Genomic DNA, 21869 nt, shown 5'->3' with positions numbered 1-21869 from the left:
AGAGATAAGGGGAACGAAGATGTCACTAAGAAGGAAGCGGTTTAACATAAGCTTTGCACCGGCACAGTTTATCGAAGAACTGATGAAAATTTAAAAATCCGCAATTTAGGATTTGAGTGGGAGTAAACATTCATGCGTTTGTCGTGTGAGTTCTTAGAAAGCCCGTTCCATTAGATGGGAATATGTTGTATAATAGAGTTTGTTATGAAAGGCAATCAATCAGGGAGGCGGAAAATGATCTGTAAAATAAGAAAATGGGTCCTGGCAGATGCGGCAGATCTGGCGGCGGCTCTTTCCAATAGAAAAGTGCAGGATAATCTTAGAGATGGGCTGCCGTATCCTTATACGGAACAAGACGGGGTGGACTTTATTTCTGCCATGTTGTCTGCGGATGAAAATGAAACATTTGCTTTTGCCATAACTGCAGATGGACGTGTGGTGGAGAGCATCGGTGTTTTCCGTCAGGGGAATATCCACAGCCAGACAGCCGAGCTGGGATATTATATCGCGGAAGGATACTGGGGGAAAGGGGTCATGACGGAGGCTGTAAAACAGGTCTGCGAATATGTTTTTGAGAAAAGTGATATTCTCCGCATTTATGCAGAGCCATTTGCGTATAATACGGCATCCTGTCGTGTGCTGGAAAAGGCAGGTTTTCAGTATGAGGGGACGTTAAGAAATAATGCGGTAAAAAACGGGAAAGTGATCGATATGAAAATGTATTCCCTGCTAAAAGAGGAAATATGAATTTTAGGATTTGGATTGGGCATTGTGGAGAATAGAATGGAGAAAAAAGTGTTAATATGGGAACCATGGTTCTTCATGACTTTTGGGCTGTTTCATCTGCACAGGATATGGGGATTGATAGACAGAGATTCTTATGCCGGGTTTTGGGTGGGCATATTGGAAAGTAAAGGGCTGTTTTATTTTACGTTGATGGGAGTATTGGCAGGATTGAGTGTTTTAGGAATCTTTACTTTTACGAAATGCCGGGGTAACAACTATTGGTGGAGATGGATATATCTGTTTGGCGGCGCTTATGTGCTATTTGATCTATATGCGATTGCGGCTGGATTGGAATTTTGGAATAAACTTTTGTTGTGGATGTTTGATGTAGATTCAATTTATTGGAATGCGGTATGGTCATTCTTTGTATTGCTTGGTGGGTTTAGCTTTCTATTAGGAATGAAACTATTGGAGCAGAGAAAGGGATGAGCCTGGCTATATGGAGGCGGTTTTATGGAAAAAGTAATTTTATATATTCATGGAAAAAATGGGAGTTATATGGAAGTTGAACAGTACAGGAAAAATTGTATGGGCTTTGATATGATCGGGATAGACTACCAGGATGATGTCCCGTGGGTTGTGCAGGATCAGATTCGGGCGGCATACGATAAAGCCTGTGAAAAATACAACCATATTTATATCATTGCGAATAGTATAGGAGCTTACTTTGCAATGTACACATTACAAACTTGTGATATTGAGAAGGCTTTCTTTATATCGCCTGTACTTGATATGGAAAGACTTATACTGGATATGAATGAGTTTTAATAGGAACACTGTAATATCAAGGCTTTTCGGAGCCTACACCCACAAAAAAATATTATTTGAGCTATCACATTACGCAGAAAGCCGTCCGGCATGAAAAAACGGGCGGCTTTTTTGCGTGGATAGCCGGGAGGGAGGCGAAAAAATAGTAACAAAGTTTTAGTGCAAGATTTGTGCAACATTCACGAAATTAAAAAAGGAGGTAAGGAATGGCAGACGAAAAATTAAACGTGAGCCCGGAGGAAAATCCCCAGCCCAGCTTGTTCGATGCCGGCCCGGCGGGTGCTCCTGCCCAGGACGCTCCCACCCCGGAGCCCCCGGCCCCGGAGAACGCCCCCGAGCAGACTGGCGGCGAACCACCCGCCCAGGATGCCCCGGCGGGTGCTCCCGGCGAGGTGAGTGTATCCGCTGACCAGATTGAAAAGCTGATGGCGGAGCGGCGGGCGGCGGAACGTGCGGAGGTGGAAAAGAACGAGCCGCCCGAACCGGAACAGCCGCCCACCCCGGCCCCGGAGGAAAAGGCCGTCGGGGAAAAGGGGCCCGCCAAAAAGGGCAAGGCCCTCAAAGAAAAAGCTCCCGAGCCGGATAAGTCCAAGGGCAGGCGGGGCCGCAAGCCCAAGGAAGAAAAAGCGGGGCCCGGTGAACCGGGAGGGACGCGGGCCCGCCGTGGCCGCCCGGCCAAGGCTGACAAGGCGGCCCCGGACAGGCCCCCGTCCCCACCTCGAGACAAAATGTCCCAAAGCAAGGAGGCCAAGGCCGCCACGGTAAAGGGCAGGGAAGAAGCCCCTGCCGCTCCTGCGCCGGAGCCGCCGCCCCATCCCCGTGACGCGACCCGCGCTGAAAAGGAAGAGATTGTATATCTCAAACTTTCGGAGCTGTTCCCGTTCAAAGACCATCCTTTCGGTGTGCGGGACGATGCGGAAATGAAAGGGCTTGTAGCATCCGTCAAGGACAGTCCTGCGCGTCCTCCCTTATCACTTTGGGGAACGCCGCCGCAGGCGCGGTTGGGGCCACCACCTACCCCGCCCAGGACGGGGATATGCTGGGGGCCGAGGCCGCTTATTGTTCGCTGGAGGCGGAGCTCCAGCATTATCTGGATACCTACGAAAGCACACACGACTATGACGAGTACCATTTTGATTTGGACGCTATTGAGCACGACCCCTATGTGCTGATTTCCTTATTGAGCGCATGGCATGAGGGCGAGTGGACGCTGGCGGATGTCCGGCCTACGCTGCAGATGCTCTTTGACCGCCAGTACACGCTGACAGAGAACGTGGTAAAGGAGCGGCGGTACTACATCGAAACGGATACATGGACGGACGAGGACGGCAATACCCACACCGACAGCTACCGGGTGTATTACGATTACTACATCTGTACTGTGACACTGGATAACTTCAACCTTTCCCATCTCCCTATCTACATCATGGGGGAGGACAAGGTTTCCCGGTATTCCCTCTATATGGCTACGCTGGGGAACCGCCCCGACCTCTTTCCCGGCTCGTCCTATGTGGGGAAATACACCAGCCCGCCGGAGGGCTACGAAGTGCCGGGGGAATATCTGGACGATGAAACATTCGCGGCGATGCTCTCCGAGGCCGAGAAATTTTTGGGCTATCCCTATGTATGGGGCGGGAGCTCCCCGGCCACGTCCTTTGACTGCTCCGGCTTTGTCTCGTGGGTAGTCAATCATTCCGGCTGGAACGTGGGGCGGCTGGGGGCCCAGGGGCTCTACAACATCTGCACCCGCACCAGCTCCCCCCGCCCCGGAGATTTGGTTTTTTTCAAGGGAACCTATGACACCCCGGGAGTCTCCCACTGTGGCATCTATGTGGGGGACGGGATGATGCTGCACTGTGGCGACCCCATACAATACGCCAACTTAAACAGCAGTTACTGGCAGGCCCACTTCTACGCCTACGGGCGTTTACCATGAAAAGGAGGTTTTCAATGGCGATAAGCAAGAGCGCAAAAATCATGGCCGAGATGGAAAAGGTCAAGGGCAAAATCAGCGACCAGCAGGCCCGGCTGAAAGAGCTGGAACAGAAACACAAGGAGGCCGAGAACGAGGAAATCGTGGACATCGTGCGGGGCATGAGCATTTCCCTTGAGGAGCTCCCGCTGGTGCTCCAGCGCATCAAGGCCGGGGACGCTTTGGGACAAAATGTCCCGAAGTCCGCCGGGCCGGAAAAGGAGGACGCGGAATGAAAAGAAAGAAATATCGTGTAATGGCGGCGGCTCTGTGCGCCGCTTTTTTGCTGTGCGGCATCACCACCACGGCCTACGCCGGGGGCGGCGAGGAATGGGAGGACGGTACGGGCGGCCCGGAGTGGGAGGGGCTTGACCCCGTGGAGCCCGCGGCCACCCCGGAGCCGGAACCCGAGCCCAACCCGTTCACCCCGGACGGCCAGGGGACGATGGTGGATAACGCCACGGACAAAGACGGCAAGGAATTTTTCACCATCATGGCGGCGGACGAGTCCGTGTTCTATCTGGTGATTGACCGCCAGCGGGAGACGGAAAACGTGTACTTTCTGAACGCCGTCACCGTGGCAGATTTGATGGCCCTTGCGGAGCCCTCCCCGGAGCCCGTCCCCGAACCGCTCCCGGAGCCGGAGCCTGCTCCCACCCCGGAGCCGGAACCGGAACCCGAACCGGAGAAATCCGGCGGGGCGGGGACGCTCCTGCTGGTGCTGGCGGTGCTGGCCATCGGCGGCGGGGCCGGGTGGTACTTCAAGATTTACCGCCCCAAACAGCAGGCCGCCGCGCCCGGTGAGGACTTTGACGAGGCCGAGGAATACGGCGAGGACTATGGCGGCGGTGAATATGACGACCTCCCCCCGTGGGATGAGGAAGAAGAAAAGGAGGACGGAGAATGAATTTCACATCGAACCCTTTGGAACGGGAAATGAAACGCCGCCCCCGGCCCCGGGCTCCCCGCCCGGAAAAGCCCCGGGAGGGCTCCCGGTGCTGTGGCTGTCCCTACTGGCGCGGCATCCCCTGCGGCTCCTGCTTTCAGAGCCTTTTGAAAAAACCGGGCGGGAGGTGATATTTTGCGCGAGCTGACCCGTGAGGAAAAGGCCGCTATCCGCTCCCTTGTAGTGAAATGGTGCGCCAACTATGACCGGGAATATGGCTGTCTGCCCCTTGACTGCGAGTGCTATATGCTGGGGAAATGCTGGACGGGGGCTTACTGCCGCTACTTCCGGGAGGCGGTGCTCCCCTTAAATCCCGCATTGGAGGCCACGCTGACTGACGGCCCGGCCCCCGGCCTGCGGCCCTGCGCCGTCTGCGGGCGGCTCTTTGCGCCGGAGGGGAAAAGGGCGTTCTGTTCGGCGGCCTGCGCCGAAAATGCGCGGCGGAAACGCCAGCGCGACTATATGCGGAAAAGGCGGCTGGACTGTTAGCTTTTGCCGCTTGAAAACCCGCTTGTATCAAGGCTTTCTGGGCGCGGTTCATGGGGGCCTGGTATGTTTCTGTGTCCGGCCCCCGTTTCCCGGCCCAAAAGCTAACATCTGAGAGGAGGTAACTTTGGAAAAAGCGCAGGAATACAAGTATTATTCTACCCAGCGGCCCGTTGACATCGGCACGTTCCCCAATGGCAAGGAAAACCCGCCCATCCGGATCGAAAACTACGAGGGCCGGATTTGGGTGGAGCATGATACCCGGCTTGCATGGGGCGAGCTGGCCTATGCCCGGCCGCTCACGGAAAAGGAGCTCTATAACTACGAGCTCAAGCCATCCCGTGATAACCCGGATATGCGGCGGCTGATGGATGCCCAGGCCCAGGTGGTGGGGAAATGGGAGGACGAGGGCCGCGTCCCTGATGGAAAGCGGCTGACATGGTTTTACCCGGATTTTGGGTGCTATGTGGTGAAAGAATTTGTTTCCCCGGAGCGGCTGGCCGAGTGTGCCCGTGGGGTGGAGCTCCAGCGGGCCGCCGCTGAACGCAGGCAGGCCCGGCAGGAAAAGGCCCCGATTGCCGCCCAACTGCGGGAGGCCGGGAAACTGGCCGGGGAACGGCAGGCCCCCGCCGCGCCCAAACGGAACACGCCCGACCAGGGCGACAGGTAGGCATGGCCGGAAAAAAGCGCCGCCGCCCCGTCCATCTTCATGTGATGGTGTCCGAGGAAGAGCAGGCGCTTATCCGGGAACGCATGGCCCAGGCGGGCATCCGCAACATGGGCGCGTATATGCGGAGGATGGCTCTGTGCGGCTATGTGCTCCAGATTGACCTTGCCCCCGTCCGGGAGCTGGTGTCCCTCCAGCGGCGGTGCTCAAACAATCTTAATCAAGTGGCTATCCATGCCAACACCTACGGGGGGATTTACCCCGAGGAAATATCGGCCCTCCAGCGGGACTACTCCGCCTTGTGGGGCCCTCTGTCTGATTTGCTGAAACAGCTTTCCGCGCTGGTGGAGCTGTGACTTGCTGGGGAGCGGTGCTGTGCCGCTCCCCGGTTTTTTCGTGCTTCGGGACATTTTGTCCCAAAGTCCCAATGAAAAATAAGCAGCTATGCCTATTTCACAATTACCATCTATAACGCCTGCTCCAAAAGTGAAGTTCCCGGATACCTACTTCTCGGCATATAGAGGACAAAACTTTTAAGATTTCTCTACGGGTTAGATTAAACCATTCAGCAAGTTCATCATCACGAAAACAATAAAAAACATCACCACCTGTTTCATTCACGGTGTATGCGTGTTCGACCTTTGCAATTTTCAAGCGTCTGCGGATAGATACTAACATTTCGGAGATGTTGTCCAGTTTTTCGCGCCAATCGGGATTTTGAATAACAGACTTTCCCTCTGCTTGCTTGATGATTGCTCCATCTCTTGTTCGAAGTATTCCAGTGTTGAGGGCTACAATAGTATCTTCAATAGCTTTATCGAAGTCCTCCATTCGCCCCTCTTGGCAAATATCGTCTTGAAATGCAGGACGGTCAAAACACTGAACATAAAATTTGATTAGCTCTTTATCTTGAGATATGTTCCCCGCTGGAGAGTTTGTTTCCACATCTAAAATTGCTAAATCCTCAGCAATGGCTTTCCATTTCATCAAAACTTCTGCGGGGTATCGTGTTTCATCTACATCAATTAGCTTTGAACACGATTGACACAACCAAATTCCATTAGAAAGAGATTTTCGCTCATCTGGACTCATGCACTCGTCGTATCGAGGGCCACCTTTAGCGGCAGCGGCAATATGCGCAGCAACTCCTATGTTTGTAACTTTTTCTGGGCTTTCGTTAGCACCGCAAGTCAATTTACGGCAATTTGGGTTACTACATCTAAAGCCCACTCTTTTTGCCAGTATATTTTTTGTTTTTGATGAAAAATCATCGCGGGGATTTGCCAAAATGAACACCTCATTCCTCTTATGTTTTTAGAAATACAATTATAGCATGAGCCCCATTTTAATACCAGACGTTTTCCTGTACTTCGGGACATTTTCTCCCAAAGTCCCAACGAGAGGAGGTGCTACCACGGCCACGACCTACATCCGGCCCTACAAGCAGGCGGCGGGATTGAGCACCGTCCAGACGATGGAGGAGCGGTTTGCCTACGGGCTCAACCCCCAAAAGCTGGGGGCCGTGTCCTCCCACCTTTGCGACCCGGCCACAGCCGCCGCCGAGTTTCTGCTGGTGAAAAGCGAATACCAGGCGGCCACCGCCCGGCTCGTGGAGCGCGGGGCTCTGTTCTTCCAGATACGGCAGGCGTTCCCGCCCGGCGAGGTGACGGCGGAGGAGGCAAATAAGCTGGGTTTTGAAACGGCGATGCGCTGGACGAAAGGCAAATACCAGTTTTTCGTCTGCACCCATACCGACAAGGGCCACATTCACAACCACATCTATTTCAATTCCACGGCCTTTGACTGCTCCCGGAAATTCCATAATTTCCTCGGCTCCAGCTTTGCCCTCCGGCGGCTGTCTGACCGGGTATGTCTGGAGCATGATTTGTCCGTGATACAAAATCCCAAACAGCACAGCAAGGGCCGTTTCCTCCACTATGGCCAGTGGATAGGCGACAAGCCGCCCTCCGCTCAACAGCGGGTGCGGCTGGCAATCATCGCGGCCCTTGAAAAAAAGCCCGCCGACTTTGCCGCGTTCCTCCGGCTGATGGAAGAGTCCGGCTTTGCCGTCAAGCGCGGGCGGGGCGGCGTGGTTTCGTTCCTCGCGCCGGGGCAGGACAAGTACACCCGGCTCCGGGCATCCACCCTCGGCGCGGGCTTTGACCCCGAGGACATCCGGGCGGTGATTGCCGGGGAGCGGCCCCTCCCGGAGCTCCCCAAAGGCGCGCCGCCCCCGATCCGGCAGGTGGGGCTTATCATTGACATTCAACAGCGCATGGCCGAGGGCAAGGGCCCGGCTTATGAACGGTGGGCGAAAGTCTACAACCTAAAGCAGATGGCCGCCGCCCTCCAGTTTTTGCAGGAGAACAACCTCACCGACTATGACGCGCTGGCGGCCAAGACCACGGCGGCGGTTGACCGGGCCCACGCGCTGGCCGGGGAGCTCCAGACCACCGAGGCCGCCCTCTCCAAAGTCTCCGGGCTGATGGGGGCCGTGGTGGACTATGCAAAGGCCCGGCCCGTATTTGACGGCTACAAGGCGGCCCGGTACTCGAAAAAGTATCTGGCCGAACACGAGGCGGAGCTTGCCACCTACCGGGCGGCCCGGGCCGCTATGAATGAATTGTTAGGCGGTGAAAAGCTCCCCAAAATGGACGCGCTGAAAAAAACAGCGGCGGGAGCTGGCGGACAGGAAAAAGGCCCTCTATGCCGAGTATCGGCAAGCCCAGCGGGATATGCGGGAGGCCGTGGCGGTCAAAGCCAACATCGACCATCTGCTCGGCCTTACGGACGGGCGCACCGATAAGGAACAGACGCGATAGCGGCGGTGACGCAGCCAACCTCTTTGGGACATTTTGTCCCAAAGAGCCGGGTTTGGGGAGGCTCCCCAACAAGCATTTTTGCGGGCCTGCGGCCCAGCAAAAATTTCGGGTGTGGCCACACCCGAATTGCTTGCCATTTCGTGCGCTTCCGCTACATGGCGCAAAAAAACGAAGGTCACGCTTTCTTACGCATCCTCCGTTTCTCTGGCTTTCTTAATGCCCTCGGCTGTGGCTTCTATCACGACAAGCTCTTTTTCACTCATAGAATTTAGGAGCACATCAATGTGTTTTCTGCAAGAACTTGTCTGCGCCCCTCCGTCCGCATGAATAAACTGGTCAACTGAAATGTCAAACATAGTAATGAGTTTAACAAAAAGGTCAAAGCTGGGATATTGGCCCTTGTTCTCAATATTCATAATGGTACGGGAGTCACGGTCTACTAATTCCGCAACATAGGCTTGTGTCCAACCCTTTTCTTCTCTGGCTCTTTTGAGCGCCAGCCCGAGGCCGTGAAAGTCAAACCTTCTTTCATTTTGGTTCATTCTCATATCACCCTATATCATTCTACATTTCGTGTTAGATTATGAGAATGTAATGAAATTTGATGTAAAGTAGTATTTTATTTCGTGTTGCTTGCAAGTTAACTTTTCTGAGTTATAATTAAACAATAGCTCGATTGTCTATTGTCACGCAGGTATGATAATCTTATAAATAGATGGAGGACAATATGAAAATTAGTCAGATAATTAAAGAAAAGCGAAAGCACTTGGGGTTAACGCAAGAAAATATTGCGGAGTATTTGGGTGTTTCAATACCCGCAGTTAGTAAATGGGAGAACGGAACAACTTATCCAGACATTACACTTCTCCCCGGCTTGGCCAGATTGTTAAAGACAGATTTGAATACGCTCATGTCCTTTAATGAGGAAATGTCTGAAGTGGAGATCAAAAATGTTGTTATGAAAGTTCAATCCATCATTCAGGAAGATGGGTTTGAAGATGGTTTTCAATTCGCTTTAGATCAAGTTAGGGCATTTCCAACTTGTGAAAATTTAATTTATTCGTTGGGTGTTTTTTTACAACCCTCTTTAGGATTGCAGTCAGTGGAGCATCAAAGTAAATATCGTGAAGAACTTGCTAAACTGTATTTTAGGATACGCAATAGCGAAAATATTGAAATAAAAAAAGAAGCAATTTCTTTTTTGTTCTATCTGCATTGTGAAAAAGAAGAATATGAAAAAGCTGCCACATTACTAAATGATTATCCCGCTGATACAAAGTTAATGATGGCATATCTACATCAACAAAAAAAGGAATATGAACCTGCGTGTGTTTTATTAGAGCATCGAATGTTGGAAATCGCAGTTGAAATGCAATCCATACTAATAGCTTTAACCCAGGTTTCTTTGTCTGAAAACCGGGGAGACGATGCCGAGGAATTGGCTTGCATCCAAGAACAGTTGGCAAAGCAATTTGGCATTTTAGAATGTACCGCATATACAGCTAAACTTGAATGTGCAATAAATAAAAAAGATGCGGAGTACTGCACAAAAATACTATCTTTACTCCTTGCTTCTATGGAGGGAAAGACGGATATTTCATCGAATATTTTATACAAGCATTTGAATTTATCCGATGATAACATGGACAATCTGCCACGGCAGCTTTTATCATCAATGATTGAGCAGTTAAAATCTGAATTACACGATGAAACATCGTTTTTGAAAGAAAATTCCGAATTTCAATCGCTCTTGCGGAGATACAGAGAATATTTGGAGAGGTAGTTTATGCTTAAATTTATTTCAAAATTACAATGGTTGTTTTGGGTTGGGTTTTTAGGCGTTTTTTTTGATAACCAGTACCTAACTCTATTCTTCTTGTTCGGATTGTGTGGCTTTGCAAATGTATTTTCTCCCATGCGTAACAACATTCAAAATTTAATGTTTCTCGGTCAAAATTTATGGATGCTTGTTGGAATACTTATTGCACATTTTAGACATGGCTTTAAGCTCCCGGATAAAAACTCATATAAACCGCAAGTACAGTATTCACTCCCGTTTGATGGTGAGTGGTATATTGCAAACGGAGGGGTTGATAAAGAAACTTCACATTCTTGGTTTCTTCCGTCCCAGCGGTATGCTTATGATTTTTTTATTATGAACAACGAAGAAACCACTTTTTCGGGAGAAAGAGAACAATTAGAAAATTACTTCTGCTTTGCAGAAAATGTTTTGGCTCCGGCAGATGGTGTTGTCATTTCTGCGGTCAGTCACTTTCCAAATACCCCTATTATCGCAGAGGGACAGGTCGATTGTACCGCATCGGATGTGCGAGGAAACCATATCATTATTCGTCACAGCAAGCATGAATATAGCATGATAGCACATCTCCTTCCAGAAAGTATCTGTGTGAAAAAAGGAGATAGTGTCAGTAGGGGGCAAGTAATTGCAAAATGCGGAAATAGCGGAAATACAAGTGAACCGCATATTCATTTTCAAATTCAATATGGAAAGAGCTTTGCAATATCAGCAGGATTACCAGTCCTCTTTGCTCATATTATTGTTGACGGAAAGAAAACACCGCAAGAATTTATTACAAATGGTCATTATGTTAAAAATGATGATTTAATCTAACCTTACATTTAAGATTAGCCGCCCAACGGAAATAAAAAAACCGTTGTTTCGGCGGCTGAATATCCATGCGCCAAAACAAAATACAGTAGCCTTACGGCGGTTTTGAAATAGTAAATTTCAAGGCCGCCGCTTTCTTTTGAAAAAATGGAAAACGGAGGGTGTGTTAAAGTCGCCCATTTTTAAGGACACGGCGGTATCCAGGAGGTATCATTATGTCCTTTTTTATCTGCACTCAACTTAATTTGTTAAAAAAAGTTTAGCCCCTCCACCGGGTTGCTCTGGCCAGCAACACGAAATTTGTAAGTACATAAAGAACTGCGTCATTTCATGCGCCCGCACAGCACAACGCTGCGCGGGCGTTGTCGTTTTTTGTCGGCTCCACTTTGGGACAAACAGTCCCAAGGTGCGGGGCGGCTCCCCCAGGTGCCGCTCCCCGCCGCCCTCCATATCGTTTCCCGCAACCCGACCACAAAAAACGATATGGAGGTACATACCATGACGATTATCAATTTGCGCGACTTTTACTACTGGTACACCCAGGACGAATATATTGAGGTTTCCGATGATGTGGCCGAGGCGCTCCGGGCCAGTGTCCGCTCCGAGGCGGCCTATACCGAGCGGGCCCGCTACAACAAAGCGTACTATTCCTTGGACGCGGATGACGGCATCGAGTATTCCGCCTGCCTGCACGAGCTCACCCCGGACGAGGTTCTGGAGCTCAAGGAGCGGTTCTGCCGCCTGTGGAACGCGCTGAACAGCCTGCCGGAGATCCAGGGCCGCCGGGTGGACGCTCACTTTATCCTCGGCATGACCTACCGGGAGATTGCCAAAGCCGAGGGCGTGGATAAGAGCGCGGTGCGGCGCTCCGTTCTCAGCGGCATCGCACAGATGAAAAAATATTTGAGAAAAAATCCGTGATTGCCGTCTCCATTTGCTCCATTTTTCTGGTGGTATATGAGAGGAAGTTTTTTCTTCTCTACAACTGAATAGCGGGCGGCCCCGGGTGAACGCGGGGAGCCGGGCGGCGGGTGCGCTATGACTTCTCCCACGGGAGGACGAGCGACCAACACCACCGCCGCGAGTGGGGAACCTGCCAGCCCCACGGCCACGATCCGCGAGGGACAAGCTGGCCGCTTGCCGCTTGGGGCCGCCGCACAAAACAAGGGAACGCCGGGCCGCTACTCGCTGTCTTTTGACGGGCCAAACATACGGGCCCGGCGCTCCCCATTTCAAACAAGTTCGAGACAAATTGTCCCAAGGTGAGGACAGGCTAAAGGGCGGCACTTTTCGGAGTGCTGCCTTTTCGCGTTTCCCCACCAACCAAAAACGCAAAAGGAGGTTTTGCCGTGAAACTGACCGCACAAGAGCTGGAACAAATGAAAAGCGTGAACATCGGCGCGGTGAGCGCGGATGCGCTGGCTGACGTGAGCGGTATGGCCTTTGACCGCACCCTCCCCCGGGAGGAGCGGCTGGCCCGGTTCGTAAAACGGGCCGTCAATCCCTACTGCTTTAGCGTGGGCGGCGTGGGCGTGAAAATCGAATTTGCCGAGGGCGGCCCCTCCCTGCAGGAGACGCTGACCGCCTTTCTTATCCGGCAAAAGAGCGGGCTGTAACTGCTGTTGCGGCCCGTTCCTACTTCGAGACAAACTGTCCCAAAGCATCGACATCCTTGTTGATTGCCCCGGGCAGAGGTATAATATAAGTGTAATGTGATAGGGAAGGAGGAACAATGGCACGAACAAAAAACAGAGGGTATCAGCAAACTTTGACCCCTACCTATACGGCCCGGCTCTGGAAAATGGGCGGCTACATCCGGCTTTCCCGAGAGGATTTACAGAAAATCAACCGGGGGCTTGACGATAGCAACAGCGTGAAAAACCAGCGCGACATTCTCAATGATTTTCACTTCAACCATGCGGAAGAATTTGAAAGCTACACCGAGTATGTGGATGACGGCCACACGGGAACCGATACGGAGCGCGAAAGTTTCCAGCGGCTCTTGGGGGATGTGATGAGCGGGAAAATCAACTGCGTTGTGGTGAAAGACCTTTCCCGTTTCGCCCGGAATTATAGCGATGCTGGAAGTCTGATTGATAACCTTTTTGTGCAGATGGGCGTCCGCTTTATCAGCTTGGCCGAGGGCGTGGATAGCTACCTAAACCCGGACAGCGTGAACAGCATCATCGTTCCGATAACAAACGTGATGAATGACCAGTATTGTTATCAGACCTCAAAGAAAATCCGGCAGGTTTTTGATTATAAGCGGCGCAACGGCCAGTACATAGGCTCTTTTGCTCCCTACGGCTACATAAAAGACCCCAAAGACAAGCACCAGCTAATCGTTGACCCGGAGGCCGCTGAAACCGTCAAAAAGATATACGAGATGTGCCTGCAAGGTACGGCCAAACTTCAAATTGTGATGTATCTGAATGACCACGGCATACCCAGCCCCACAGCTTACCGAAAGCTAAAGGGCCTGCCCTACTCCCCGGCTATATCGGACGCTCCCATGTGGGGGAACAAGATTATAACGGATATTCTCAGAAATCCTATTTACACCGGGGATTTAGTACAGGGCCGCCGCCGGGTGAAAAGCTACAAGGTACACCAGATTGAGGCTGTGCCGGAGGATGAATGGGTGCGCGTCCCCGATACCCACGAGGCCATCATCACCCACGAAACCTTTGACCGGGTGCAGGAACTTCTGAAACGTGACACCCGGACGGCCCCTAAAAAGCGGGAGCTCCATTTATTCAGCGGCTTTCTGAGGTGCGCTGACTGCGGCAAGGCCGTGACCCGGAGCCAGAGCGGGAAGAATGTTTATTATTCCTGCTCCACTTACAAGAAACGCTCCCGGACAGCCTGCACCATGCACTCTATCAAACACAACCGTCTGGAGGCCGCTGTTCTGTTTGCCATCCAGTATCAAGTGAGCACTGCCGTTTCCTACTCGGAAATAGTAGCCCATATCAATGCGGCCCCGCTGAAAAAAAGTCAATCCCACCGCCTTAACGACCAGATTGCCGCAAAGGAAAAGGAATTGACGAAAATCACCCGCTACAAGCAGTCACTGTATCAAGACTGGAAAGACGGGGAAATCTCCCAGCAGGAATATCGGGAAATGAAAACCGATTATGAGCGGCAGGCCGCCGGGCTCTCGGATTTGCTGGCCCGGCTGACGGCTGAACGGAAAGAGCTCTCAAACGGCGTTGACCAGCAGCATCCCGCGCTGGTAGCTTTTGCAAAATATCAGAACATCGAAAAGCTGACCCGCGAAATCCTGATTGAACTGGTAGACCATATCAAGGTTTACGAAAACGGCAATATCAGTGTTCACTTTAAGTTTGCGGACGAGTTCCGCCGGATTGCCGAGTATATTGAAATCAACACCACTGACACCGCCGAGGCGGGCTGACCCCCGCCAAAGCATAAAATCCTTTTGACAGTGTGTTTTCCTAATAAAACGCAATCTTATGATGGGGTGGGCGGATGTATCGGAGAAGGAACTGTGCGAAAAGGAGGAAATTATTACTGATTTTGGAGAAAAGCTGTCATGGGCATATTTATGTTTTGTCAGGGCTAATCCAATAACATGGAATATTCCTACGGAGATCTTATATGCAGGAAATGATACTCTTATATCCCGTCAGACAGTGGATATGTTTGTCAGTAGTCATCATGCGGCTCTTACTGTGATGGAAAATGGGGAACATTGGTTTCATACAGATGAACAGATTGCCTTTTTAGATAGCTGGATGAAAAGGGTAATATGTTAAAATGATAGAAATTGGACGGAAAGAGGCAGCCAGATGAGGAATGCAGATTTTTGTATGGAGTTGAAGCAGGCGGAATGTCCGGTGAAGGTGGCGGAGATTGTGGAGAAGGCAATAAGGGCCGTCTATCCCCATTATTATCCTTCCGGGGCAGTACAGTTTTTTCTGGATCTGCATAACGAACAGAGGATAAGGGAAGCGGTTGCCAGGGAAGATATTTACTTCGCGGCGGTGCAGGGAGAGATTGTGGGAACCGGGAGTATCCGGGGGAATGAGATCTGCAGGCTGTTTATTTTACCGGAATATCAGGCAAAAGGTTACGGAAGCAGGTTGATGGATCTCCTGGAGGATATGGTTTTCCAGCAGTATCAGGCGGTACATATTGATGCGTCTTTCCCGGCGGAAAGCATGTATTTGAAACGGGGATACCGGATAAAAACCTATGAGAAGATTAAGACAGGGGGCGGGGATTATCTCTGTTACCATACAATGGAAAAGGTGGCAGGTGGAAAGGGATAAAGATTTTCAGGAGGAAACAGATGGATAAATGGTTTACGGTTGACAGGATAGATGAGGATACTTACATCATCAGCGAATACCGGCATTGGGAGGAAACACATTGTTATCTGCTGAATGGTTCCGGGCGCAGTCTGTTGATTGATACGGGGCTTGGAATCTGTAATATTTATGACGAGGTGGTGAAGCTGACAGACCAGCCGGTTACGGCTGTTGCTACACATATCCATTGGGATCATATCGGAGGGCATAAATATTTTCCGGATTTCTATGCCCATGAAGAGGAATTGGGGTGGCTGTCGGGCGGGTTCCCTTTGTCTATGGAAACGGTCAGGGGCATGGTAGTTGACCGTTGTGAACTGCCGGAAGGTTATGATGTGGGCAGCTATGAGATGTTCCAGGGGAGGCCGTCCGTAGTCCTGCGCGGCGGGGAAGAGATTGACATTGGCGGGAGGATGATAAAGGTGTTTCATACGCCGGGACATTCACCGGGGCATATGTGCTTTTGGGAACCGGAGCGTGGATATCTTTTTACAGGGGATCTGATCTACAAGGATACTTTGTTTGCGTATTATCCATCTACAGATCCGGGAGCTTATCTTTCCTCACTGGAAAAGATGGCACTTCTTCCTGTGGAAAGGGTATTCCCGGCGCACCATTCCCTGGATATCCAGCCGGAGATTACCGGCCGTATGAGGGATGCTTTCCGGGGATTGAAGGAGAGCGGGAAACTGCGTCATGGGAGCGGGACTTTTGATTACGGAGACTGGGCGGTCTGGCTGTGATGGGGGTGTTTATGAGGGATGAAGGCAGGATGGAGTCAGAAGATATTATTCTGGGAAAGGCAAAATATGAGGATTGGAGATCGATATACCGGAATGTCTGGTCAAGGCCGGAAACAGCAGAATATATGGTATGGAAAGTGACGGCTGATGAGGATGGGGCCAGGGAGAGGATACAGAGGACGATTGCGTGGCAGGAGACCCATGATGCGTGGCTGGTCTATGAGAGGGGCAGCGGGCAGGCCATTGGTTTTGCCGGAGTGGAGGAATCAGAGCCGCGTATTTTTCATGAGACTGGTATTGCCCTGGGGCCGGAGTATGTGGGAAGGGGATATGGAAAACAGATATTGCGTTTATTGATGGAATACTGTATTTCTTTAGACGGGCAGGAATTTTATTATTCTACACGGGCAGGGAATCTTGCTTCAAGGGCACTGGCCTTATCTTGTGGATTGACTTATCAGCATTCGGAGCGGAGGACAGACCAGCGCAGTGGGAAAACTTATGAATTGGAGATTTATAAAAAGAATCTGGAAAGTATAGGGGTGGGATATGAAGCCGGATGAGATATTGAAGTATTGCCTGGAGAATCTGGAGGGCAGCGTCCTTGTGGAGAGCTGGGGAGAAAAAGGGATTTTTTGTAATCCAGGACGTGTGCTGAAAAGGGGTGCCAATGCAGTCCGTTCCTATCCGGCGCTCAGGGGAGCCGTCATCCACTCTGACCGCGGAACACAGTACACCAGCGAAACTTATCGCAGGGCAGTTGCAAAATACGGCATTGTCCAAAGCATGAACAGCGCCGGAGGACGCTGCCATGACAATGCCCGATGTGAAAGTATGTGGGCGCGAATGAAGGAAGAACTCCTATATGGCCGCCACAAAACTGAGGAACTGACAATCGAGGAACTGAAAACCCTGATCTGGAGATACTTCATCAGCTATTGGAACAACCGGAGGATATGCTCCTCCAATGATGGACTTCCCCCTATGGTCAAGAGACAGAGATTTTATGAATCTATGGATACTGCAGCTTAGGCATTGATGTCCTTGTAAAAAAAGTGTCAACCAATATTGACAATATCAGACTGACTTCCGGCGCCCCGGTTTTGCGGACATGATGGAGGCGGTGAAGCGGGGTGAGGTGGGCTGTATCATTGTGAAGGATTTTTCCAGGCTGGGGAGGGATTATATTGAGGTTGGGAGTTATCTGGAACAGATATTTCCGCTGATGGAGGTGCGGTGTATTTCTGTGAATGACCATTATGACAGTGAAGGTGTGCTGGGGACTGCGGGCGGACTGAATGTGGCGTTTAAGAATCTGATCAATATGCTGTACAGCAGGGACCTGTCTAAGAAGATACGGTCCGCGCAGATGGCGAGGGCGCGGAAGGGGGAGTATCTGGGCGGCTTTGCGAGGTATGGGTATGAGAAGTCCCAGGAGGACAAGCATCGGCTGGTGGTTGACCCGGAAGCGGCGGAGGTGGTGCGGAAGATATTTACCATGGCGGCGGAAGGGGTAACGATTTCCGGGATTGTGAGGTATCTGAATGATAACGGTGTGCTTACTTGCGTGGAGTATAAGCAGAGGAAGAACAGCAGGTATCAGCATCCGGGCGGAGGGGTGAAGAAGCTGTGGGGGACTCAGTCGGTGCGTTCCATACTGTCGGATGAGACTTATATCGGGAAGGTGGTGTGGAACCGTTCGGAAAAGTCTATCACCACGGGAAAGCGGATGCTGTGGCATGACCGTTCGGAGTGGGTGGTGGTGGACGGGCAGCATGAGCCGATGGTGTCGGAGGAACTGTTTGCTCTGGCGAATGAGAGGGCGAAGCCAAAGAAGCGGGACAGGAGCGGCGTGGATATGAGCGGCTTTAAGCGGGAGGTGCTGTTTGTGTGCGGGTACTGCGGGCGGTCTATGGTGAAGAAGAACCATAAGTATTGCTGCCGTTACCGGACCTGTGGGACTGATACGGAGTGCAGGAGGGCGGTGGAGGATATGGAGAAGCTGGAAGGGAGCGTTATGGAGTATGTGCGGAAGACGGCGGAGGTGATGCTGGGCAATTCCGGGAGGAAGGATGTGGGAGCGGAGAGGGAGACGCTGGGGAAGAAGTTGGACGCTTTGCGGAAGGAGAAGGAGCGGCTTTCGGCGGAGAAGATGTTTTTGTATGATAAGTACCGGTCCGGGGTATGACGCGGGAGCAGTTTAAGGCAAGGACGGGGAGTATGGGTGTGCGGGTTGAGGAAATTGGGAAGGAGATGGGGGAAGCAGAGGATGGGATTGAGAGACTGAAAGGGTGCGGTTCCCAGGAAGGGGAGGCTGTGCTGGAAGGGATAGCTGCCCTGCGGGAGTTTGATAAGGGGGTGCTGCGGAAGGGAATTGAGAGGATCAGGGTGTTTGGAGAAGGGCGGATTGAGGTGGTTTGGAAGGGTGGGGATATGTTCGGCGGGGGAGATTTGTAAAAATTTGTAGGAAGATTGACGGAGCCATGAGCGGGGTGCTTGTGGCTTTGTTGGTTTTGGGGTATAATAGCTGTGGATGCGAAAAATGTAATTGTTTTTGTCTGAAAAGAAGCTGGATTAAGGAGAGAGGTGAGACAGTGACAAAAACAGAATTGATAGATATGCTGGACGAATATAAGATGGGGTTATTGTCAAAAGCGACAGATGGGACGATTGACGATAAATATTATATCCAGACGAGAAACGCTTTGCTGGAAAACGTAAGTATTAAAGAACAGATTCCTAAATTTATAAGAAGCTGCAGGACAGCAGATGAATTTAGAAGATATATGCAGAATGAGTCCGGCAATTATGCGGGAAGAAGGACGTTGATTACGGATTCCATAAATCGTCTGATTGAATATATAGAGGAACATTCTGATGAAGAAGCAGATCCGTTTTCACAGATAAAGCAGTATAAAAGAGTTGAACAGATAGGATATGGGGGCTTTGGCTCTGTTTTTAAATATCACAATGCTTGTTTGGATATGGATTTTGCTGTGAAGGTATATTCGTCTATTTTTGTATCATCGGATGAGCAGAGAGAGGGGGAGAGGCGCTTTTTCAGAGAGGCTAAAATGCTTTTTCAGAGAGGCTAAAATGCTGTTTCAGTTAAATCATATGAATATTGTTAAAATATATGATGCGGGGAGGATTTCAGAAGGACCGTTTATAAGAATGGAGTATATTGAGGGGTATGATTTGAATGGACTGCAGAAAAAGTATGGTATGTTAAGTTTTGAATATAGTGTAAAAGTAATAAAGCCTATTTTGAACGGATTAAGATATGCCCATGGAAAGGGGATTATACATAGGGACTTAAAACCGAGCAATGTGGTGTTTTCAACGAAGGAGAAGATATTTAAGATTATTGATTTTGGAGTTAGCGCTTTTTTAGATACGGAAAATAATACAAAACTAACCAAGACGGGCGAAGCTGTGGCGGGCGGTGCTTTTATTGATCCCTTATTGCAGGAAAATCCGAAATTGAGAGATTGCAGGAGTGATATATATTCCATAGGTGCAATCTGGTACTGGCTACTTTGTGGGAGAGCGCCCCATGGGAGCGACATGAGGACATATTTGAGCAATGCCGCTCCGGATTTATTAGATAAGCAGATTAATATTGTGATGAAGTGTCTGGCGGGAAATTTGGAGGACCGGTATGGGGATTGTGGAGAGTTGTTAGCAATAATTAGTTAATGAAAAATATTAGAAAGAGGGTTGGAATATGCAGCAATATTTTATCACAGGAAATCAGTTTCAAAGACATATGTGGACGAAGTTTGACCTTGACATCACTTCGGCATCAGTAAATATGTCAAATGTCAGAGGTAAAGAAAAGTTGGTATATGAATATGTAAGGGATATAGCGTCTCTTTTTCAGCCGATGCGATATGGCCTGCAGGATAATCCAATGGGGCTTTATTCGGACTATGAATCTTTTAAGAAACATTTTGTTAGGTATTGGAAAAATGCATTAGATATTTCCAGAGCAGATTTGGATGAGGTTAGGGATATTTTAGATGATGTTTTATCTACTCAAGAGAGTTGCAAAAATCGGGCTGTTACATCAGTGTTTTTTGAAAACGGTAAAGCACTTACAATAGAAGATTGTTTAGAGGCAATATATGAAGTATTGAAAATTGCATAAGGTAGTTTTGATGTAAAGAAAAAAGTTGAAAAATTTTTTGTCCTTTACTTGACACGGGCAGAGCCGATGAACTTGTGCAATAAAATCACGCGGAGATGCTGAAAAAGTATACGAACTTTTTATCCAAAATCCAGGAAGTGGAAGAGAAGTTCGAGGCCTGGGATGACAACGACATAAACAATGCCGAATTGAAGTATTATATGGAGGTTCAACAGCGTATTACACAAAAAATGTTGGAAATCAGCACAGAAAAATAGAAAGAATAAGAAGAATACTTTCAGAAATCTGCCATTGTAATCCCGGCAGATTTCTTTTATACTGGAGGAAGGACACCGCGTACCGGGGCAGGCAGACAAACTTGTGCAAACCTGAACAGGACTTTCCAGGATGCTTCCGTTATAATACGTACATACAGGCAGGAGGAAACAAAGTGTCGATACAGGTCATACAGCAGGCAATCAATTATATGGAGGAGCATATCTGTGAACCTATAAATTATGTCCAGGTAGCAGAGAAAGTGCATATGTCAGGCTACAATTTTCACCGGACATTCAGTTTCATTGTCGGAATGACCGCCAATGAATATATCCGGAATCGGCGTCTGACATTAGCGGCTGTGGAGCTGCAGACAACGGATATCTCAGTGATGGATGCCGCATATAAGTATGGCTATGAATCGCCGGAAAGCTTTGCAAAAGCATTTACCCGGTTTCACGGTGTGATACCCAGACAGGCAAAGCAAAAGGGCACAAACTTCATTTGTTTCAACCGCTTGTAATAAAAATGGAAGGCGGCAGTATTATGGATTACAGAATGGAACACAAAGAAAGACAACGTTTTATCGCATTGGTAAAGGCTTTTCCGAATGAGATTGCCAATGAGGACAGTGATCACAGTATCCCTGATTTCTGGACGGAATGCTATGAAAAGAATCTGATTGAACCGCTGAAATTGCTTCGTACTGCAGGGAAAAGAGATTTATACGGTTTGTGCAGCCCTGTGAAGGGCAGCGAGACGTACTTTAATTATGCAGTATAATTAATTTTATGGAGGATATGCATGGACATTAGTGTAGAACCTATATTATACGAGCAGAAATCTGTTTTTATCCAGATGTTGGAATTGTATAATTATGATTTTTCAGAGTTTTCCAATGATGACATAAACGAATATGGATATTTTGGATATGAGCATATTGATGATTACTGGAATGAAGAAGGCAGACATCCTTTTTTTATCAGGGTAAATGGAAAACTTGCAGGACTGGTTTTAGTACGCTCCTGTTGTGAACATAATAGTCTGCCAAACCCTCATAACATAGCAGAATTTTTTGTGATGAAGAAATACAGGCAAAAAGGAGTTGGCAAGATAGCCGCTATGAAGATTTTTGATAAGTTTCATGGTGGGTGGGAAATATCCCAGTGGATTAACAACTTACCCGCTCAAAACTTTTGGAGTAAGGTTATTGCAGAGTATACAAACGGGAAGTATGATACGTTTACTGCAACGAAGGCAAATGAAACAGGATTTACATTTGATAATTCACTTTAGAAAACCGAGAAAATT

At 49.7% G+C, this 21869-nt stretch carries 28 protein-coding genes and 4 pseudogenes; 30 read left to right on the top strand and 2 right to left on the bottom strand.

Going from position 1 to position 21869, the window contains the following annotated elements:
* Positions 1 to 234: 234 nt before the first annotated feature.
* The 10 genes and pseudogenes from NSB25_RS06965 (at position 235) to NSB25_RS06920 (ending at position 5981) form a co-directional block, all read left to right on the top strand.
* On the top strand, positions 235 to 747 hold the full coding sequence (locus NSB25_RS06965) for a GNAT family N-acetyltransferase (RefSeq protein ID WP_103238501.1): 513 nt from the start codon (positions 235 to 237) through the stop codon (positions 745 to 747).
* A 36-nt stretch (positions 748 to 783) separates the two neighbouring features.
* A complete protein-coding gene (locus NSB25_RS06960) occupies positions 784 to 1215 on the top strand; it encodes a hypothetical protein (protein WP_103238502.1) in 432 nt (143 codons plus the stop codon).
* A 24-nt stretch (positions 1216 to 1239) separates the two neighbouring features.
* Entirely contained in the window at positions 1240 to 1554 is a 315-nt protein-coding gene (locus NSB25_RS06955) for an alpha/beta hydrolase family protein (RefSeq protein WP_103238503.1), read from the top strand.
* Positions 1555 to 2503: 949 nt separating this feature from the next.
* A pseudogene (locus NSB25_RS06950) lies at positions 2504 to 3490 on the top strand (C40 family peptidase); the annotation flags it as partial.
* Between the two features lie 14 nt (positions 3491 to 3504).
* The gene (locus NSB25_RS06945; protein ID WP_103238504.1) at positions 3505 to 3762 is read left to right on the top strand and encodes a DUF4315 family protein; all 258 of its coding nucleotides are present in this window, start codon (positions 3505 to 3507) and stop codon (positions 3760 to 3762) included.
* A complete protein-coding gene (locus tag NSB25_RS06940; protein ID WP_103238505.1) occupies positions 3759 to 4433 on the top strand; it encodes a CD1107 family mobile element protein in 675 nt (224 codons plus the stop codon). The genes NSB25_RS06945 and NSB25_RS06940 overlap by 4 nt, the downstream gene beginning before the upstream one ends.
* Complete coding sequence (locus NSB25_RS06935; protein ID WP_006355522.1) at positions 4430 to 4603, top strand: hypothetical protein; 174 nt, start codon at positions 4430 to 4432, stop codon at positions 4601 to 4603. Before NSB25_RS06940 ends, NSB25_RS06935 begins: the two co-directional genes overlap by 4 nt.
* Position 4604: 1 nt before the next feature.
* The gene (locus tag NSB25_RS06930) at positions 4605 to 4961 is read left to right on the top strand and encodes a cysteine-rich VLP domain-containing protein (RefSeq protein WP_172454986.1); all 357 of its coding nucleotides are present in this window, start codon (positions 4605 to 4607) and stop codon (positions 4959 to 4961) included.
* A 124-nt stretch (positions 4962 to 5085) separates the two neighbouring features.
* Positions 5086 to 5628: a defense against restriction DarA-related protein gene (locus tag NSB25_RS06925; protein ID WP_103238507.1), complete on the top strand. Its 543-nt coding sequence runs from the start codon at positions 5086 to 5088 to the stop codon at positions 5626 to 5628.
* A gap of 2 nt (positions 5629 to 5630) precedes the next feature.
* Positions 5631 to 5981, top strand: coding sequence for a plasmid mobilization protein (locus NSB25_RS06920; RefSeq protein WP_083863831.1), 351 nt, complete (start codon positions 5631 to 5633; stop codon positions 5979 to 5981).
* 103 nt (positions 5982 to 6084) lie between these two features.
* On the opposite strand, the gene NSB25_RS06915 is transcribed toward NSB25_RS06920, so the two are convergent.
* Positions 6085 to 6912 carry an HNH endonuclease gene (locus NSB25_RS06915; RefSeq protein WP_172454970.1) on the bottom strand — a complete coding sequence of 276 codons (828 nt, stop codon included), beginning with the start codon at positions 6910 to 6912 and terminating at the stop codon, positions 6085 to 6087.
* 187 nt (positions 6913 to 7099) lie between these two features.
* Between NSB25_RS06915 and NSB25_RS06910 the strand changes: the two are divergent.
* Positions 7100 to 8447, top strand: a pseudogene (locus tag NSB25_RS06910) (relaxase/mobilization nuclease domain-containing protein).
* 185 nt (positions 8448 to 8632) lie between these two features.
* Here the strand turns inward: NSB25_RS06910 and NSB25_RS06905 are convergent.
* The gene (locus tag NSB25_RS06905; protein WP_035104440.1) at positions 8633 to 8989 is read right to left on the bottom strand and encodes a helix-turn-helix transcriptional regulator; all 357 of its coding nucleotides are present in this window, start codon (positions 8987 to 8989) and stop codon (positions 8633 to 8635) included.
* 185 nt (positions 8990 to 9174) lie between these two features.
* Between NSB25_RS06905 and NSB25_RS06900 the strand changes: the two genes are divergently transcribed.
* The 19 genes and pseudogenes from NSB25_RS06900 (at position 9175) to NSB25_RS06815 (ending at position 21854) form a co-directional block, all read left to right on the top strand.
* Positions 9175 to 10230 carry a helix-turn-helix domain-containing protein gene (locus NSB25_RS06900; RefSeq protein ID WP_172454971.1) on the top strand — a complete coding sequence of 352 codons (1056 nt, stop codon included), beginning with the start codon at positions 9175 to 9177 and terminating at the stop codon, positions 10228 to 10230.
* Between the two features lie 3 nt (positions 10231 to 10233).
* A complete protein-coding gene (locus NSB25_RS06895) occupies positions 10234 to 11079 on the top strand; it encodes a M23 family metallopeptidase (protein ID WP_103238510.1) in 846 nt (281 codons plus the stop codon).
* Between the two features lie 495 nt (positions 11080 to 11574).
* Positions 11575 to 11997 (top strand): sigma factor-like helix-turn-helix DNA-binding protein, encoded by a 423-nt coding sequence (locus NSB25_RS06890; RefSeq protein ID WP_103238511.1) that lies wholly within the window; start codon positions 11575 to 11577, stop codon positions 11995 to 11997.
* A 428-nt stretch (positions 11998 to 12425) separates the two neighbouring features.
* Positions 12426 to 12692, top strand: coding sequence for a DUF6870 family protein (locus NSB25_RS06885; RefSeq protein ID WP_044919915.1), 267 nt, complete (start codon positions 12426 to 12428; stop codon positions 12690 to 12692).
* Positions 12693 to 12808: 116 nt separating this feature from the next.
* Positions 12809 to 14494 carry a recombinase family protein gene (locus NSB25_RS06880; protein WP_103238512.1) on the top strand — a complete coding sequence of 562 codons (1686 nt, stop codon included), beginning with the start codon at positions 12809 to 12811 and terminating at the stop codon, positions 14492 to 14494.
* Between the two features lie 394 nt (positions 14495 to 14888).
* Positions 14889 to 15371 (top strand): GNAT family N-acetyltransferase, encoded by a 483-nt coding sequence (locus tag NSB25_RS06875; RefSeq protein ID WP_242982315.1) that lies wholly within the window; start codon positions 14889 to 14891, stop codon positions 15369 to 15371.
* Between the two features lie 20 nt (positions 15372 to 15391).
* A complete protein-coding gene (locus NSB25_RS06870; RefSeq protein WP_103238513.1) occupies positions 15392 to 16153 on the top strand; it encodes an MBL fold metallo-hydrolase in 762 nt (253 codons plus the stop codon).
* Positions 16154 to 16164: 11 nt separating this feature from the next.
* Complete coding sequence (locus tag NSB25_RS06865; protein WP_242982316.1) at positions 16165 to 16716, top strand: GNAT family N-acetyltransferase; 552 nt, start codon at positions 16165 to 16167, stop codon at positions 16714 to 16716.
* A gap of 106 nt (positions 16717 to 16822) precedes the next feature.
* A pseudogene (locus NSB25_RS06860) lies at positions 16823 to 17185 on the top strand (transposase); the annotation flags it as partial.
* A 70-nt stretch (positions 17186 to 17255) separates the two neighbouring features.
* A pseudogene (locus tag NSB25_RS06855) lies at positions 17256 to 17534 on the top strand (recombinase family protein); the annotation flags it as partial.
* Entirely contained in the window at positions 17523 to 18341 is an 819-nt protein-coding gene (locus tag NSB25_RS06850) for a recombinase family protein (protein WP_257479238.1), read from the top strand. The pseudogene NSB25_RS06855 and the gene NSB25_RS06850, both read left to right, overlap by 12 nt.
* 32 nt (positions 18342 to 18373) lie before the next feature.
* A complete protein-coding gene (locus NSB25_RS06845) occupies positions 18374 to 18610 on the top strand; it encodes a hypothetical protein (protein ID WP_146039983.1) in 237 nt (78 codons plus the stop codon).
* A gap of 26 nt (positions 18611 to 18636) precedes the next feature.
* Complete coding sequence (locus tag NSB25_RS06840; RefSeq protein ID WP_103238517.1) at positions 18637 to 19248, top strand: protein kinase family protein; 612 nt, start codon at positions 18637 to 18639, stop codon at positions 19246 to 19248.
* Between the two features lies 1 nt (position 19249).
* The gene (locus NSB25_RS06835) at positions 19250 to 19852 is read left to right on the top strand and encodes a serine/threonine-protein kinase (RefSeq protein ID WP_172454973.1); all 603 of its coding nucleotides are present in this window, start codon (positions 19250 to 19252) and stop codon (positions 19850 to 19852) included.
* Between the two features lie 28 nt (positions 19853 to 19880).
* Positions 19881 to 20303 (top strand): hypothetical protein, encoded by a 423-nt coding sequence (locus NSB25_RS06830; RefSeq protein WP_103238519.1) that lies wholly within the window; start codon positions 19881 to 19883, stop codon positions 20301 to 20303.
* A gap of 95 nt (positions 20304 to 20398) precedes the next feature.
* The gene (locus NSB25_RS29905; protein WP_416385566.1) at positions 20399 to 20560 is read left to right on the top strand and encodes a DUF6591 domain-containing protein; all 162 of its coding nucleotides are present in this window, start codon (positions 20399 to 20401) and stop codon (positions 20558 to 20560) included.
* A 173-nt stretch (positions 20561 to 20733) separates the two neighbouring features.
* Complete coding sequence (locus tag NSB25_RS06825) at positions 20734 to 21081, top strand: helix-turn-helix transcriptional regulator (RefSeq protein ID WP_242982318.1); 348 nt, start codon at positions 20734 to 20736, stop codon at positions 21079 to 21081.
* 23 nt (positions 21082 to 21104) lie between these two features.
* The gene (locus NSB25_RS06820; protein ID WP_242982319.1) at positions 21105 to 21341 is read left to right on the top strand and encodes a hypothetical protein; all 237 of its coding nucleotides are present in this window, start codon (positions 21105 to 21107) and stop codon (positions 21339 to 21341) included.
* 21 nt (positions 21342 to 21362) lie between these two features.
* A complete protein-coding gene (locus NSB25_RS06815) occupies positions 21363 to 21854 on the top strand; it encodes a GNAT family N-acetyltransferase (RefSeq protein ID WP_172454974.1) in 492 nt (163 codons plus the stop codon).
* Positions 21855 to 21869: the final 15 nt, after the last annotated feature.

The organism is Acetatifactor muris (assembly GCF_024623325.1).
GTDB lineage: Bacteria > Bacillota > Clostridia > Lachnospirales > Lachnospiraceae > Acetatifactor > Acetatifactor muris.
This window is presented reverse-complemented; position numbering and strand designations above follow the sequence as displayed.